This window comes from Psychroserpens algicola, from assembly GCF_014526325.1.
GTDB classification, from domain to species: Bacteria; Bacteroidota; Bacteroidia; order Flavobacteriales; family Flavobacteriaceae; genus Psychroserpens; species Psychroserpens algicola.
This window is the reverse complement of the sequence record NZ_JACNMJ010000001.1, coordinates 422432-437766: the sequence shown is the minus strand read 5'-3', so window position 1 is coordinate 437766 and position 15335 is coordinate 422432. Positions and strand designations below refer to the sequence as shown.

Annotated in this window: 14 protein-coding genes; 13 read left to right on the top strand and 1 reads right to left on the bottom strand. The window is 32.0% G+C overall.

The features are described 5' to 3' along the window. Positions 1-30 precede the first annotated feature (30 nt). The 11 genes from H7350_RS01660 to H7350_RS01610 all read left to right on the top strand — a co-directional run bounded on the left by H7350_RS01660 (position 31) and on the right by H7350_RS01610 (position 10679). On the top strand, positions 31-642 hold the full coding sequence (locus H7350_RS01660; protein ID WP_204344133.1) for a DUF4230 domain-containing protein: 612 nt from the start codon (positions 31-33) through the stop codon (positions 640-642). Beyond that, on the top strand, positions 639-1004 hold the full coding sequence (locus H7350_RS01655; protein ID WP_204344132.1) for an MmcQ/YjbR family DNA-binding protein: 366 nt from the start codon (positions 639-641) through the stop codon (positions 1002-1004). Before H7350_RS01660 ends, H7350_RS01655 begins: the two co-directional genes overlap by 4 nt. 119 nt (positions 1005-1123) lie before the next feature. Next, positions 1124-1417, top strand: a complete 294-nt coding sequence (locus H7350_RS01650; RefSeq protein ID WP_204344131.1) for a hypothetical protein — start codon at positions 1124-1126, stop codon at positions 1415-1417. A gap of 125 nt (positions 1418-1542) precedes the next feature. Further along, entirely contained in the window at positions 1543-1956 is a 414-nt protein-coding gene (locus tag H7350_RS01645; RefSeq protein WP_204344130.1) for a response regulator, read from the top strand. Further along, the gene (locus tag H7350_RS01640; RefSeq protein WP_204344129.1) at positions 1956-2495 is read left to right on the top strand and encodes a heme NO-binding domain-containing protein; all 540 of its coding nucleotides are present in this window, start codon (positions 1956-1958) and stop codon (positions 2493-2495) included. The genes H7350_RS01645 and H7350_RS01640 overlap by 1 nt, the downstream gene beginning before the upstream one ends. After that, positions 2495-4453, top strand: coding sequence for a PAS domain-containing sensor histidine kinase (locus tag H7350_RS01635; protein WP_204344128.1), 1959 nt, complete (start codon positions 2495-2497; stop codon positions 4451-4453). The genes H7350_RS01640 and H7350_RS01635 overlap by 1 nt, the downstream gene beginning before the upstream one ends. Before the next feature lie 2 nt (positions 4454-4455). Further along, positions 4456-5589 (top strand): FIST signal transduction protein, encoded by a 1134-nt coding sequence (locus H7350_RS01630; RefSeq protein WP_204344127.1) that lies wholly within the window; start codon positions 4456-4458, stop codon positions 5587-5589. Continuing rightward, positions 5589-6635, top strand: coding sequence for a sensor histidine kinase (locus H7350_RS01625; protein WP_204344126.1), 1047 nt, complete (start codon positions 5589-5591; stop codon positions 6633-6635). Before H7350_RS01630 ends, H7350_RS01625 begins: the two co-directional genes overlap by 1 nt. A 2-nt stretch (positions 6636-6637) precedes the next feature. Further along, entirely contained in the window at positions 6638-6955 is a 318-nt protein-coding gene (locus H7350_RS01620) for an Hpt domain-containing protein (RefSeq protein ID WP_204344125.1), read from the top strand. Between the two features lie 15 nt (positions 6956-6970). Then, positions 6971-7681, top strand: coding sequence for a LytR/AlgR family response regulator transcription factor (locus tag H7350_RS01615; RefSeq protein WP_204344124.1), 711 nt, complete (start codon positions 6971-6973; stop codon positions 7679-7681). Between the two features lie 400 nt (positions 7682-8081). Further along, entirely contained in the window at positions 8082-10679 is a 2598-nt protein-coding gene (locus H7350_RS01610; protein WP_235989241.1) for a DUF6923 family protein, read from the top strand. A 791-nt stretch (positions 10680-11470) separates the two neighbouring features. On the opposite strand, the gene H7350_RS01605 is transcribed toward H7350_RS01610, so the two are convergent. Then, positions 11471-13534, bottom strand: a complete 2064-nt coding sequence (locus tag H7350_RS01605) for a tetratricopeptide repeat protein (protein ID WP_204344123.1) — start codon at positions 13532-13534, stop codon at positions 11471-11473. A 153-nt stretch (positions 13535-13687) separates the two neighbouring features. Here H7350_RS01605 and H7350_RS01600 point away from each other — a divergent pair, with 153 nt between their 5' ends. Further along, a complete protein-coding gene (locus H7350_RS01600) occupies positions 13688-13966 on the top strand; it encodes an STAS domain-containing protein (protein ID WP_204344122.1) in 279 nt (92 codons plus the stop codon). 25 nt (positions 13967-13991) lie between these two features. Then, positions 13992-15245, top strand: coding sequence for an oligosaccharide flippase family protein (locus H7350_RS01595; protein ID WP_204344121.1), 1254 nt, complete (start codon positions 13992-13994; stop codon positions 15243-15245). Positions 15246-15335 lie beyond the last annotated feature (90 nt).

Here is a 15335-nt window from a genome sequence, read left to right as displayed (position 1 = left end):
GAACGATAACATTGTATAGAAAAACCACCTATGGACACATTTTTTATAATCATCTTAAGCATCCTTGTGACACTCGGAATTGTAACCCTTGTAAAACAATTCAGATTAAAAAAACAAACCAATTCACAATCATTAATCTTGCTGGATAAAATTAAAAGAGTTTGCAAATTAATCTCTGTGGAAGGTGATTTTGCTGAGATTTATCATTACGAAGATGTTAAAGAACGGTTCTTAAAACTTATTTCTAGTCGGAAAAAAGCTTTAGTTGTGATTAATGCCAAAGCGCATGTAGGTTTTGATTTGTCTAAAATAAAAATGGATTCAGATGTCAAAACGAAAACGGTCAGGTTATTTCATTTTCCGCAACCTGAAGTGCTAAGCATAGAAACCGATTTAAATTACTATGATAAGTCTGATGGCATGTTTAACAAATTTGAAGCTTCCGATTTAACAGAGCTTCATAACGAAGCCAAACTACATATTATGAATAAGGTTCCAGAAAGCGGACTCTACGACATTGCAAAACGAGAAGCTTTAGATTCGGTTCTACTTATCGAAAGTATCGTAGAAACCATTGGCTGGAAACTCGATTATTCAGCATTAAAAATAGAAGATAAAACGCCTAAAAAACTTCAAGAGTGAATATAGAACAACTAAGAGCTTATTGCTTAGATAAAAAAGCTGTAACCGAGCATTTTCCGTTTGATGAAGATACGCTTGTGTTTAAGGTCTTGGATAAGATGTTCGCTTTGGTCTCTTTAAAAAAGTGGGAGGAAGGCAATGCTTTTATCAACTTAAAATGTGATCCAGAATATGCCATTGAGCTTAGAGAAACTTATGATAGCATTCAACCAGGTTATCACATGCATAAAAACCTATGGAACAGCGTTTATCTCCATAATGGCGATTTGTCGCCTCAATTGGTTTGCGAGCTTATCGATCATTCTTACGATATGGTCGTCAAAGGAATGACCAAGAAAAAGCGTCAAGAACTGGAATCATAATTCGTTTATCTACAGAAAACAACCATCCGTCTAACGAGACGGTTATACTACAGAAATTTTTAATTTTCAAAGGCTTGTCATTATAAATTTGTCTACAGATTAATTAATGATAAAGATCCATGCTCCCTTTTGTACCCAAACTAGTATTCAAATTAAAGAACTTATTCTCTGAAGACATTTCAGTAACATATGAAGAGAACGATAATTTGATGTTAATTTCAAAAGAAACCATGTCAACAGGAAAACAATTACAAGCAAGTTTAAAACATCTAGAGTTTATAAGTTTTTTTGAAACTCATATTGATGTTCGTAAAGCAGATAGCTATTCTTTGAATTTTTTACTTGAACTTGAAAGAATTAAATACGATTCTCAAATCAATACGATTAAGTTAATTGAGTATCAGAAATCATAAACATCATTTCCATTCGTCGACACTTAAAGGTTATTCACCGACACTTAATTTAGATTAAGCGAAATATACTTTACAACAGTTGTAATTGACATATTTTGCCATTTAAATAATCAATGTCCTCCCTTATGAGTAATGTACTAAAAGTTCTTTTAATTGAAGATGACACTATTGAAGTCATGAAATTAAACAGAGTAATTAAGTCTTTGAACCTTAAACATCAAATTGTTGAAGCCAACAATGGCGAAGATGCTTTAGATATTTTAAAGAAAAAAGAAGTGTTACCAGACATAATTTTATTAGATTTAAATATGCCTAAAATAAATGGAATAGAATTTTTAGGTATTTTAAAAAGCGATGAAACGTTGAGATACATACCAACAATCATATTAACAACGTCTAATAATCAAAAAGACTTATTAGAGTGTTACAAAATTGGTGTAGCAGGATATGTTTTAAAGCCTTTGAAGTATGAGGACTATGTTAAAAAAATAGAAAAGATATTTGCCTATTGGAGTATTAACGAATTAATAAAAGCATAATGAAAGGTATTGTATTTACAGAATTTTTAGATTTAGTAGAAGATAAGTTTGGTTTAGAAATGGTAGATCATATCATAACTAATTCTGATTTAGAATCTCAAGGTGTTTATACTGCAGTAGGAACATATAAGTTCTCAGAGATGCTTCAATTATTACAGCATTTAAGTACTAGGACAAAAATGAGCATTGATGATTTATTACTGGTATATGCCGAACATTTTTTTGGTGTCTTAGAAGATAGTTATCCTGGGCTTTTAGCGACCTACAAAGATCCTATCGAAATGATATCGTCTATAGAAAACCATATTCATGTGGAGGTGAGGAAAATTTATCCTGATGCCGAATTACCTACTTTTGAAGTTATTGAAAAAACCGAAAATTCATTAATAATGGATTATAAATCGAGTAGAGCGATGCATCATTTTGGATTGGGCTTAATGAATAAAACATTTGAGTATTTTAATTCTTCTGCAAGTATCGTTTTAGAAAAGATTAAGGACGATGGAACAGAAGTACGTTTTATAATTGAACAAAATTAATGAGTCAAGATCAGCTTGACATATTAAAACGAGCTCTAGAGCGGGAAAAGGCTGCCAGAAAAGCTGCCGAAAAAATTCTTGAAGAAAAATCAAGAGAGCTATTTCTAACATCTCAAAAATTAGAACTTTTATTAGAAGAGAAATCTTCTCAACTCCAAGGTATATTCGAAAATATTGTCGATGCATATGTGGTAATGGATCTCGAAGGAAAGGTTCTCAAACTCAATGAAGCTGCAACAAAATTATTTGGCTATGATATAAGTAAAGAATCCTTGAATGTTCAAAATCTGATTTATAAGGATGATTACGACTACGCTATGAATTCGTTTCATCAGCTCAAAACCAATGGTTTTTTTAAAGATTACGAAGCCAGAGTTTATACAAAATCTAAGGAAGTTAAATGGGTACATATCAATGCCAGTGTCGTTTTTGATAAAAAGAAAAGACCCATTGCAGCACAAGGTATTGTTCGTGATATCACAGACCAAAAAGCTTCTGAAGAAAAACTTATCGAATCTGAAAACCGATTAGCGGCACTCATACTTAATCTTGATAGTGGTATTGTTTTAGAAGATGAAAACCGAAACATTGTATTAACTAATAAGAAATTTTGTAACCTGTTTAATATCAATGCACAACCTGATGATTTAATCGGTATAGATTGTACCTCGGCTTCTGAACAAAACAAAATGCTATTTAAAGACCCTGAAGCTTTTATTGAAAGAATGAAAGCTATAGATAAGGATAAGCAATTAGTCATTGGTGATGAATTAGAGATGTTAGATGGTAAAATCCTTGAGCGTAACTATATGCCAATAACCATTGGAGAAAAATCGAAAGGGTTTTTATGGACCTTTACTGATGTCACTTTGAAAAGAACATATCGTAAAAGTTTAGAAACACAAAAGCAAAAGTATTATGGCATAATTGCTAATATGCATTTGGGATTAGTCGAAGTCAATAACGATGATGAAATTTTAATGATTAATCAGAGTTTTTCTGAGATGTCAGGTTATACTCAAGATGAAGTTTTAGGAAAAAAGGCAGGGCTATTATTCCCAATTGAAGGTGGGTCTGATATTATTTCAGAAGAAAATAAAAAACGGCAACAAGGACAATCTAATTCATATGAACTAAAAGTGAAAACCAAACAAGGTCATATTCGCTATTGGTTAATTAGTGGTGCTCCAAACTATGATTTAAATGGTGAAGTCGTCGGCTCTATAGGGATTCATTTAGACATTACAGATTTAAAAACTTTAGAGTATCAAAAAGAAAAATTGCTTTTAGAACTGGAAAAGAGTAATAACGAACTTCAAGAATATGCTCATATTGTTTCTCACGATTTAAAATCGCCATTGCGAAGTATTGATGCTTTAATAAACTGGATAAAAGAAGATAATAAAGGTAAGTTAGATGATGTCAGTTTACAAAATTTTAATCATATAGAGCGTACTTTAGAGAAAATGGAATTGCTTATTTCAGATATTTTAGATTACTCCAGTATTGGTGCAATGAATGATGAAAAAACCAATGTAGACATTGCTGTTTTGGTCGATGATTTAATTAAAATTTTGTACGTTCCAGAACATGTTTCAATTTCAGTTAGCAATAAGCTCCCAAGTCTAAAAGGAGATAAGGTCAAACTCCAGCAATTATTTCAAAATCTAATAAGCAATGCTATTAAATTTATAGATAAACCTGAAGGTATAATCACCATAGACGTTACATCTAAAAGCGATTGTTATGAATTTTCGATTTCAGACAATGGGATAGGGATTGAAAAACAGTTTTATGATAAAATATTTAAGATATTCCATGCTCTAAATAAAAGTAAAGACTCTACTGGTATTGGCTTGTCAATAGTGAAAAAAATTGTAAATCAGCATGAAGGTAACATATGGTTAGAGAGTGAATTAGGGAAAGGAACAACCTTCTACTTTACATTAAAAAAATAACAATGAAAACAGTACAATTAGTAAAACATAAAGATCAACAGTGGACATATGTTGGTGAAAATCAAAAATTAAATGAACCATTAGTTCTTGTGTTCGGTAATAGATATTTGCTTGAAGAGCATTCTATCTATGAGGAAATAAAAGCTATATTTCCAGATGGTCACATCGTATTTGGATCAGCATGTGCTGAAATTTCTTCAAGTACAGTAAATGAAGACAGCATCACCATAACTGCAATGGAGTTTGAAAAAAGCCGCTTTCTTATTAAAACAAGTAACGTTTTAAATGCAGATTTAGACAGTTTTAAAACAGGAAATGATTTGATAAAACAATTTCCTGAAAAAGATTTAAAATATGTCTTTGTCGTATCTGAAGGAAGTTTTATTAACGGAAGTCAACTTACAAAAGGAATGACTGCTTCTACTCAAAATAACCTGTTAATTACAGGAGGTTTATGTGGTGATGATACACGCTTTGAAAAAACATTAGCTTCGTATAATGAAAACCCAAAAGAAGGCGAAATTGTAGCTGTTGGATTTTATGGCGAATCTCTAGAAATTACATTTTCAATTCATGGAGGCTGGACACCTTTTGGTCCAGAACGAATTGTCACCAAATCTAAAGATAATACGCTATACGAACTAGATGGTCAACCTGCTTTAGATTTATACAAAACCTATTTAGGTGATAAAGCTAAAGATTTACCAGGAGCAGCTTTGCTCTATCCTTTAAATGTCACTTCAAAAGACGAAAGTCAATCGATAGTAAGGTCTATTTTAAATATAAATGAAGCTGAAAACGCAGTAATTCTTGCAGGAGATATTCCTGAAAACTCAAAAGTACAATTGATGATGACTAATGTCGATCATATTGCTAACGCATCAGAACGAGCAGCAAAACAGGCTTTAGAATATAGAGAACACAAACCAGAAGTTGCCTTTTTAGTCAGTTGTATTGGTCGTAAATTGGTGTTAGATCAACGCGTAGAAGAAGAAATTGAAGAAGTAATAGAAGTTTTAGGCGATGATACTACAGTAAGCGGTTTTTATTCCTATGGTGAAATTGCACCTTTTCATGGAGAAATAGCTTGCCAGTTACATAATCAAACAATGACGATAACGTTAATAAGTGAATAATGAATTCGTTGCTCAAACGTCAAATACGAAAATATTTAAGTGAAGAGCTTAAGCATGATACATCTTTAGAGGAGTTCATCAATGCTGTTGATAGGTCTTACAATAATTTTGACGAGCAATCTGCCATGATTCAAAGAGCAATGTCTATAAGTTCAGATGAATTGTATAAGGCTAACAGGCAACTACAAAAAGAGGCAAACGAGCAGAAAGAGTTAATAGATAAACTCAAAAATGTTATTGATACGCTCAAATTTTATAATCTTGAGGATAATAAACCCACTGAACATTTAGATTTGAATGGGTCAAAACTGGTTGACTTTATTGACAATCAAACCAAAGAGATTATAGAAATAAATAAACAGAAAGAATCGCTTTTAAATGAATTAGCACATCAAAATCAGGAGCTTAGTGATTATGCTCATATGGTATCTCACGATTTAAAATCACCATTACGAAGTATCGATGCTTTAACAGCCTGGTTAAAAGAAGATTATAGTGATGCTTTTGACGAGAATGGTCAGAAAACGATACGTCTTATTAGGAATAATGTCGAAAAGATGGATACCTTGATTAATGGAATTCTTGAATATTCAACCATTGGTAAAAATCAAATAGAGGTTTATGATGTCAATTTAAATACGCTTATTGATGATATATTAAAGATTATTCAAGTTCCAGAACACATTCAGATTTCTAGATCTAAATTACCAGTTGTAAAAGGAGATAAATACAGACTTCAGCAGCTTTTCCAAAACTTAATCGGAAACGCAATTAATTATAATGATAAAGATAAAGGACGAATTGAAATTGGAGCGGAAGATAAAGGAAGCCTTTGGCAATTTTACGTAAAAGATAATGGTAAAGGTATTCCCGACGCTTATTTTGAAAAGATTTTTAAAACCTTTGAAACCCTAGATAGTGGAAATCAATCAACAGGTATTGGGTTGTCAATCGTTAGAAAAATTGTAGAACTTTATGGTGGTGAAATATGGTTGACCTCTAAAGTTAACGAAGGCACAATATTTTATTTTACACTAAAAAAATAGTTATGGAACAACCTAATTTGTCATATATACATAGTATGTCTGGAGGAGATCAAGCTTTTGAACAAAAGTTAATCCACATCATAAAAACAGAATTTCCTATAGAAAAGCAAGTCTATTTTGATAACATTTCAGCAAAAGACTATAAACTTACTGCTGAGATTGTTCACAAACTTAAACATAAAATTAGTATTTTAGGCCTTGAGAAAAGTTATGATGTTGCCGTAAATTATGAAACTAATTTGCTTGAAGATAAAACATTACTTCAGGATGAGTTTGAAGCTATTTTACAAATCATGACTAATTATTTACAAGAGTTATAATGAGGTAAAATTTTTATGAATTGTATTATTATTGATGATGAAGCAACAGCCAGAGCAATTATTGGTCAGTTATGTTCTAATGTAAAAAGTTTAAATGTTTTAGAGGAATTTCCAAATGCCATTCAAGCTATAAAATATTTAAATCAAAATGAAATTGATCTAATCTTCTTAGATATTCATATGCCAGATTTTACAGGCTTTGATTTCATAGAAACGCTTAAAAATCCACCAAAAATTATTCTAACAACTTCCGATTCTAATTTTGCTATTCAGGCTTTTGAGTACGATTGTATTGTAGATTATTTGGTGAAACCTATTGCACTAGATCGTTTTCAAAAAGCAATCCTAAAAGCTGAAGCTAAAACGAATAAGCCAATAGAGGCGTCTGCTTCTGAAAAAGTAGAATCTACATCAGGAAATGATTTGTATGTGAATATTGACCGCCGACTCATAAAAATTGACATTCCAAGCATTTATTTGGTCGAAGCTAAAGGTGATTATATTCATGTAAAAACCGAAAATCAAAATTATACAGTGCATTCTACTTTGAAGAAAATCGAAGAGAAATTACCAAACGACTTATTCTTAAAAGTACATCGTTCTTATATCATCAACGTTGATAAAATTATTGATATTGAAGATAACAGTGTACTAATTAAAAAGGATGTGATTCCTGTTAGTCGTTCTAACAGACCAGAATTAATGAAGCGTCTAAACTTGCTATAAAACCATTAATCGACACTTTTTGGTATTCTACCTAGCCTTCGGTTCTAACAGTCGAAATTGTTATAGGTATCATAATATTCCTTTTACTTTTGTTGTAACAAATACGAGATAAGTAGTTTGTTTGATTAATGGCAACTTAAGAGGCAAAAGGATTTTATTCTTTTGCCTTTTTTATTTTCACAACTCACCTTTGATGTCATATGTCTATAGTTGTCAGATTATAGTGTTCTAAACATGTGTGATTCTGATTATGAAACACAGTCGATATATTTTATAATTAAAAACCATTCATCGATACAAAAAGACAATCCAACCTAGTCTAAGATACGTCTATCGAAAATCAGAAAAACAGAGTGTATAACAGAATATATTTGCTTCAGAATCTCAAATAAAACAGATAATGAGTAAACTTTACACTTTAAAAAATCAACTAGTCCTATTAAGTACAATCTTGATGTGTTTCATCACAAAAGCGCAAGATATTCCATTCGATTGTGACTATAACGCCTATCTATTTCAATACAATGATGTCTACGCAGTAGATTTGGCTTCAGGTAATTCTTATCAAGTTGCACAAGATGTCACGTCGGGTAATATCAATGCAGCAGCATACAATCCTGCTGATGGTTTTATTTGGGGATCGTTAACTTCACCTGCAAAATCAATTGTTCGTATTGGTAGAAATTTTACCACAACAACATTTTATGTAGATGAGTTACCAACAAATAACAGATATGTTGGCGATATAAGTAGTACAGGAGTTTATTATTTAAAAGGAGGAGGAACAACGTATTATAAAATTAATCTTAATCCCGAATCTGAAAACTACACGCAACATCAAGAAACAACAACGTTGTCTCAAAATATAAATATTCATGATTGGGCATTTAATGCTGTTGATGGATACTTATATTCTGTAGAAAAAAACAGTAATATTTTATATCGCATTGATCCTTCTAATGGAAATGTACTAGCTCTAGGCGAAGTGCCAATTTTGTCTGGGTTAAACTACACTTATGGTGCTGTCTATTTTGATGCTGACGGTCGTTTTTATGTGTCGGCTAATCAAACAGGGACGATTTATGTCATTCAAAATGTTCAAAATTTGGCTGTGAATAGTATAATGGACTCTAATTTATTTGCTTTCGGTCCTTCTAGTTCAAGTAATGATGGTGCACGTTGTCCTACTGCTCCGGTTTTACAAGAAATTTGCGATAATGGAATTGATGATGATGGCGACGGACTTATAGATTGTGAGGATCCTTCATGTTCAGGTTTTGGTGATTGTGCAGTCATTGTACCTCCGACATCTGGTGGAAATGATGGCGGACTGGAAAGTAATAACAGACTTTCAGAGCAAATAAATACACGAAACTTTAATCGTGCAAAAACAGGTTATACATTCGATAGAAGTAAAGCTAAGCGCTTGACAAAATTAGATAGCTATTTTCAGAGAAATGCTAATTCTGAATTTACACTCGAAGATTTTATTCCATTAGACGTGATTAATGAAGATGAAGTTATCGAGTCTACGCCAAGTGATTTATTAGCAATTACCAATGCTACCGAAATTTATGCAGTTGATTATATAGAAAGCAATACTCCTGTAGCTTCAATCATGGCACTAAAAACTGAAAATGGCGTTTATGAACACACAAAATATATTTGTGATAGACTGCTGGGTGCCGAATTAATCTCAGTCAACACCATTGATATCAACGGACATTCATTTATCAAATCTATTATCAAGAATGTTGATGGCACTTATGAGTTTGTATTGAGTTTATCTGCTAAAGTGGTAAATAATGACGAAAATTTTGCCATCGAAAGCCATTGGAATCTAGATCAATACGAACAAAATGTTACATTTTACAACTTTCAAATTTGGACCAACGCTATAGACGATTTACATGCTCTGGGTCAAGAAGTCTTAAATCTACTAGAGGTTCAAAAGCCTATCTCAAGTTATGATAATTCAATCCCTCCGACGGTTTTCGTTAGAAAAGGAAAATATATTAATGGTTCCCTTAACCTACAAATCATTAATACCAATGCTACCGAAAACGTCACCTTTGACGCAGGTTTTAGAACGACTGAAACAAGCGAATTTGGAGCCCTAAACTCTACCATAAACCTTAACCAAGATTACATTACAAACCTACAGTTAGAAACCGGAAATCTATTTGATATCGGATTTAGAATTGGTGATGGCATCGCAACACCAGACGATTTATTCATGTCTGATGGACCATGGGGAATCGACGATTCTCAACAAGATACAACAGTTGATACGTATGCTGTTATTCCTAACAACTATACCTATGACGTTTTAGACTTCCCAATAGAACGAAACGTTGTATTAAAAGCAACTACAAGTAGCTATGTTGCTGCTTATAGAGCATTAACACCAAGATTTAAGGCGGTTGATCTTAGCGATTATAATAGTCTGAAATTTAGTGCTAGAGGTACAGGTGAATTACAAATTACCTTTGTAAAAGAAAGTATTTCTAACTGGGAAGAACAATATCACGCTAATATCACATTAGACAATGTTATTCAGGATTATGTATTACCAATATCTGGTTTTGAGTCTGAAAGCGGGTTTGATGCCGTTTTAGATGACGTTGTGACTGTAGTATTTACTATGGTAAGTGAAGATGGTATTACAACTACAAAAGAATTGACATTAGAAAACTTACGTTTGTCTCAAGATACTTTATCAGTTGAAGATATAGCTGACGAAACATCGAAGCTATCTGCTGTGCCAAACCCAATGACGTCATCAACAAGTATTCAGTTTTCAGCAAAACACACAGAGACTGTACAATTTGTAGTCTATGACCAATTAGGAAAGATTGTGTATCAAACCACTCACAAAACTACTCCTGGAACAAATGAAATGACTTTAGATAGAAATAACTTGAGTGCAGGTTTGTATTTCTGTAAGATACTAAGTCACGACACCTTATATACCCCATTAAAATTAATTATTAGATAACCCTAGACTAATCTTAATTCAACTGAGCATTGAGATTTGCAGCAAAGTTGAATTTAGTAAAGGCAAAAGTGAAAACTTTTGCCTTTTTTTATTTAGTACAGGAAAGATTGACTGTCAATTAATTAATCAATAGAGTTGTCGCTGTTTTATAACTTATGAACCAGTATTTACAAAACGTACCTACAAATGGTATTATAATCTCGTTCTGGTATACGTTAAATACATAGTATATAGTGATAATACTGCCTGGAAATGAAAGACTGTAATGCTGGAGTTGAGCAAGATTTTAGTTAAGTCTATAATTGTATTTAAGAGACACAAAAACCTTACTCTGAAAGTAGTAGATGCTTAAACCCAAGAACACTATGGTATTAAGTTATTGCTAATGATTTTGAATTGAATAAAATGAATACAATCACCAATAGGTGAGACTGGTATTGATGATTATCACTAACTTAACTTTGAATCAAATGGATTTGTCTTGTGGAAGATCCTTTAGTAATGATGTGGTTGATCTAATAATTTAGAATGGTGTTTAACCGCAAATGGAAATCACTGAATCTTATAATGCAAATTTGTGTTGTCATGAGAAATGACGATTTATAGACATTTATCTAATGACTTTAATTAGAGTAGCGCATTGTTTTATTTTGATAACCTCAGAGATAACGATAAAAAGGTGTTAGTTAAAGAACGAACACCTTCATTATTCTTGATTTTGGCTTTTATAGTGAGGAGATATGAAGATAAACTTCAAACAATCATCCATCTATTAGCCTTGATCCAAATATTTACTTTCTAAATACAGGTGCATCAAATAAGTGCCATTTAAAACGTAAGCCTATTTCGGTAAAGGTAAAACCTGCAGCAGTTGCAGAAGCAATATTACTTCTTGTTCCAAAGACATTTGCCATACAACGTTCAGAAAATTTATAACCTATTTTTCCTTGAACGCGATAGGTGCTCTGGCGCTCTCCATCTTCAATAAATTGAAACCCAGTTGCAGCTGTTAACTCGTAAAACCACTGTTTGGATTTAGTGATGTTTTCATCTTTAATTAAATTTAAAAATACTTCTCCTGCTTGAAAAGATTCTGGACTAAAGTATACGGTTGGCACTTGGTCTGCAAAAGTGATATATTGGTAATTTAACCCCATTTTTAAAGAGGGCTTTGAGAATAGATTATAGTATAGAGATGTAAATAGTAAGTTTCTTTTATTACCATCATTTTGAGAAGTGTGCATAAATTGAGTAAACCAGCCTAAATTAAAATTTGTATTTAGGTTATAATTTGCATAGTAGTTATTTTGTACAATCTCACGATCTAATAAGTCGGCGTTAAAACTTTGAATGTCTCTCTTGTAGCCAATATCTAAAGTTTGTAGTTTCAAGGGTTTAATATTGAAGGATACATCTGTTAAAAGTTGGGTATAGTTATTACTTTCAGTGTTTGCTGTGGTTAATCCAGTAGTGCCATTAAAGGTGATATTATTTATTAACTGGTAAGATAAACCCAATGAAATATCATTAGAATTTGCTTCGTTATTTGTAACCGAATTATTTGTTGTTCTGTAATTGTAACGTCCTAAAAGCTTAAATTTTGTTGAAAGCGGAAACGATACATTAGTATTAAATGTAAACGCTCTGTTATTGCCATTATCAAAAGTGTATGCTGCTTTAGAATCTGAAACAGGTATAAAACTAGTATTTAAGATGTTGATGAAATTTAAAGCATCCTTTTGATTGTCATAAAATTTCAAAGTGTTTTCTGCTGAAATATAAGCGTCATCATAGTATCCCAATGCTTTTAAGGCATTCGCTTTTCCTAGATTGCCATCAAATGATGTACTGTCGTTTTCTAATATTCTATTGTAGTCACTAAGACTTTTTTTAAAGTTACTCTTATAAATATTTAATGTTGCTCTTAATGCTAAAACCCAATTTGCATTTGGACTATTAGCTATTAACTCATCAATACTGTGTTCGGCTTGTTTGTATTTTTTATTCCAGATTAAGGCTTGAATGTAACGCTCAGTGGTTTGTTGTATCAAAACTTCAGATGTTTTGGTATCTATGCTAGTATAAGCATCATGACTCAATTGTAAAGCATGTTTTTCTTTTCCGTTTAAATGAGCAACTAAAGCTAATCCGTTTAAAGCCTCTATTGTGTGTAAAGGGTTTTCAGCCAATCGCTTGTATGTGCCTTTTGCAAAATCTAACTGATTGTTAATTAAGTAGAGATTCGCGAGATTCATTAAAGTTTCTTTGTCTTCACCAAATAATTCTAAATTTTTAATTAATAATATTTCAGCTTCATCATAAAGTTGTGCGAGCTGCTTTTGATAAGCAAATCCTAAATAAATATATTTTTTAGAAATCAAAGCGTTAGGATTTCCCGGAGAGACCTCTAAAGCTTTATTCACATAGATCAATGCATTATTATAGTCTTTTAGGTTAGACAAAGTATTTGCTAATCCTAATAGAGCAGGAAAACTTTCAGGTGCTTCAAAAACTAATGCTTCATAGTAGCTTTTGGCATCACTAAATTCATTTTTCCATAATAAAGACTCACCATAATTGAGTTTGACTTCAAAATCGGTTGGATACTCTTTCAGCAGTTCTAAAAAAATATGATTTGCTTTTTCTGGATCACCATTTAAACCCACAGCTCTTCCGTAGCATAAACGAGCTGTTTTGTTTTTAGGATATGATTTTAATACGGTATCGAAAAATGTTTCTGCTAATGCATATTCACCAGTTTCTAAGTGGTTAAAACCTTCCTGCATATTTTGAGCATTACTCGTAACTACAAGTAATAAAAAGGAGGCTAATATCAATGATTTTAAAGTCTTCATATCTGTTTGATTTGCTTAATTGCAAGTTACGGATGAATACCGCTTCATTCATCTACAGTAAAATGTCATCCGTCGAAATCAAAAGGGTTTACACAGAAGTTGTTAAGATATTAGCGTCAGATTTAAACACATAACCATTAAAAAATTACAATTATGGCTTTACAAATTTTAGAAGAAAACGGAACATTTGAACTACATGGAAGTTTAACCACAGCAACAACAAAATCCTTTATTATGCACTTTGAGCACATGATCAATACGGTGAAAAATATTACTATAAATATTGATAATGTAAACACAATTGATGCAACAGGTGTTGAGGCTTTAAAAATGGTAATGACTAATGCTTTGCGCTCTAATCATATATTTTCAGTTATAGGAAACGGGTGTAAAGATATTTATGATGAGTATAAGAGTTCAGTCGCAGCATAATTTTAAAAATCAAAACATAAAAAACATGCAAGTTATTTCAGCTATTAAATCAAAAACATTAACTCCAGAACAGCTATTTATGCTTAGTGTATTATTAGTTAATGGAGGTAATTATTTATATAATTTGGTTTTGGGTCGACTTTTAGGTCCAGAGCAATTTGCTGATGCTGCAGTTTTAATCACCTTTTTATTGGTTTTATCCTTTATAGCGATGACCTTTCAGCTAGTAACAGCAAAATTCTCAGTACTGTTTGAACATAAAATATTAACGCGTTTTATTTCACAGCTTTATAAAAACGCGATAGGTACAGGTGTAATTTTAGGTGTATTAATTATACTGTTTTCAAAACAATTACAACAGGTTTTTTACACTTCATCATCACTTATGTTTGTCATATTTGGTATTGGAGTTCCAATATACTTTATCATGAGTGTAAATCGTGGCGTGTTTCAAGGTCAAAAAGCCTATAAACTATTATCAGTGACTTATCAATCAGAAATGATAACCCGATTACTGGTAACAATTGGGTTGATTTATCTTTTTAATATACAGTCTTCTGTAGTGATTGCTTTAGGGATTTTAATCTCTTTTGGTTTTGGGTTAATTCCATTTAAGTTTAAAAATTTACGCTTCAAAACCTCAATACGTTTAAAAGCAAATCAATCGAAACAAGTCCGTAGCTTTTTTATCATTACAGCTTTTTATGAGCTCACACAAATCATTATCAACAACAGTGATATTCTATTAGTAAAGCACTATTTTGAATCTTATGAGGCAGGTTTATATGCGTCCTTGGCACTTATTGGCCGTATCGTTTATTTTATTGCCTGGATGTTTGTAATGTTATTATTACCAACAGTTGTTCGATTGAAAAAGGAAGGAAAAGCAACAACTCCGATATTATTTAAGTATGTTGGATATATTGCTGTGATAGCATCAGTAATTATTTTTATCTGCGCTTTATTTCCTGAAACAGGAATCACTTTATTATTTGGAGAACATTATTTAGCCATGGCTCCGTTTCTTTGGAAATATGCTTTGGCAACCGGACTCTTTGCAATCTCAAACATTTTTGCATATTATTATTTGTCGTTAGATCGCTATATTCCTGTTATTTTCTCAGGGCTCTTCGGAATGCTGCAAATGGCTCTAGTCGTGTTCTTTCATAAGAATTTAGAGCAAGTGGTACATGTACAAATTATAGCCATGCTACTACTTCTCATATTCCAAATAATCTATTTCTTTTTTGATTCAAAATCAAAAGCTAACAAAATCTAAATCGAAACTTTTATTCCATTCACCTACAGTAAACAGCGCCTTATCTATAGACATCTATTTTACTAGATATTATAGTGCAAATTTGTAGTA

Excerpts from the sequence above, each read along its gene's own strand:
- H7350_RS01620 (WP_204344125.1), top strand. The coding sequence starts at position 6,638 with ATGGAACAACCTAATTTGTCATATATACATAGTATGTCTGGAGGAGAT.
- H7350_RS01610 (WP_235989241.1), top strand. The coding sequence starts at position 8,082 with ATGAGTAAACTTTACACTTTAAAAAATCAACTAGTCCTATTAAGTACA.
- H7350_RS01595 (WP_204344121.1), top strand. The coding sequence starts at position 13,992 with ATGCAAGTTATTTCAGCTATTAAATCAAAAACATTAACTCCAGAACAG.
- H7350_RS01635 (WP_204344128.1), top strand. The coding sequence starts at position 2,495 with ATGAGTCAAGATCAGCTTGACATATTAAAACGAGCTCTAGAGCGGGAA.
- H7350_RS01650 (WP_204344131.1), top strand. The coding sequence starts at position 1,124 with ATGCTCCCTTTTGTACCCAAACTAGTATTCAAATTAAAGAACTTATTC.
- H7350_RS01660 (WP_204344133.1), top strand. The coding sequence starts at position 31 with ATGGACACATTTTTTATAATCATCTTAAGCATCCTTGTGACACTCGGA.
- H7350_RS01605 (WP_204344123.1), bottom strand. The coding sequence starts at position 13,534 with ATGAAGACTTTAAAATCATTGATATTAGCCTCCTTTTTATTACTTGTA.
- H7350_RS01645 (WP_204344130.1), top strand. The coding sequence starts at position 1,543 with ATGAGTAATGTACTAAAAGTTCTTTTAATTGAAGATGACACTATTGAA.
- H7350_RS01600 (WP_204344122.1), top strand. The coding sequence starts at position 13,688 with ATGGCTTTACAAATTTTAGAAGAAAACGGAACATTTGAACTACATGGA.
- H7350_RS01615 (WP_204344124.1), top strand. The coding sequence starts at position 6,971 with ATGAATTGTATTATTATTGATGATGAAGCAACAGCCAGAGCAATTATT.
- H7350_RS01640 (WP_204344129.1), top strand. The coding sequence starts at position 1,956 with ATGAAAGGTATTGTATTTACAGAATTTTTAGATTTAGTAGAAGATAAG.
- H7350_RS01625 (WP_204344126.1), top strand. The coding sequence starts at position 5,589 with ATGAATTCGTTGCTCAAACGTCAAATACGAAAATATTTAAGTGAAGAG.
- H7350_RS01630 (WP_204344127.1), top strand. The coding sequence starts at position 4,456 with ATGAAAACAGTACAATTAGTAAAACATAAAGATCAACAGTGGACATAT.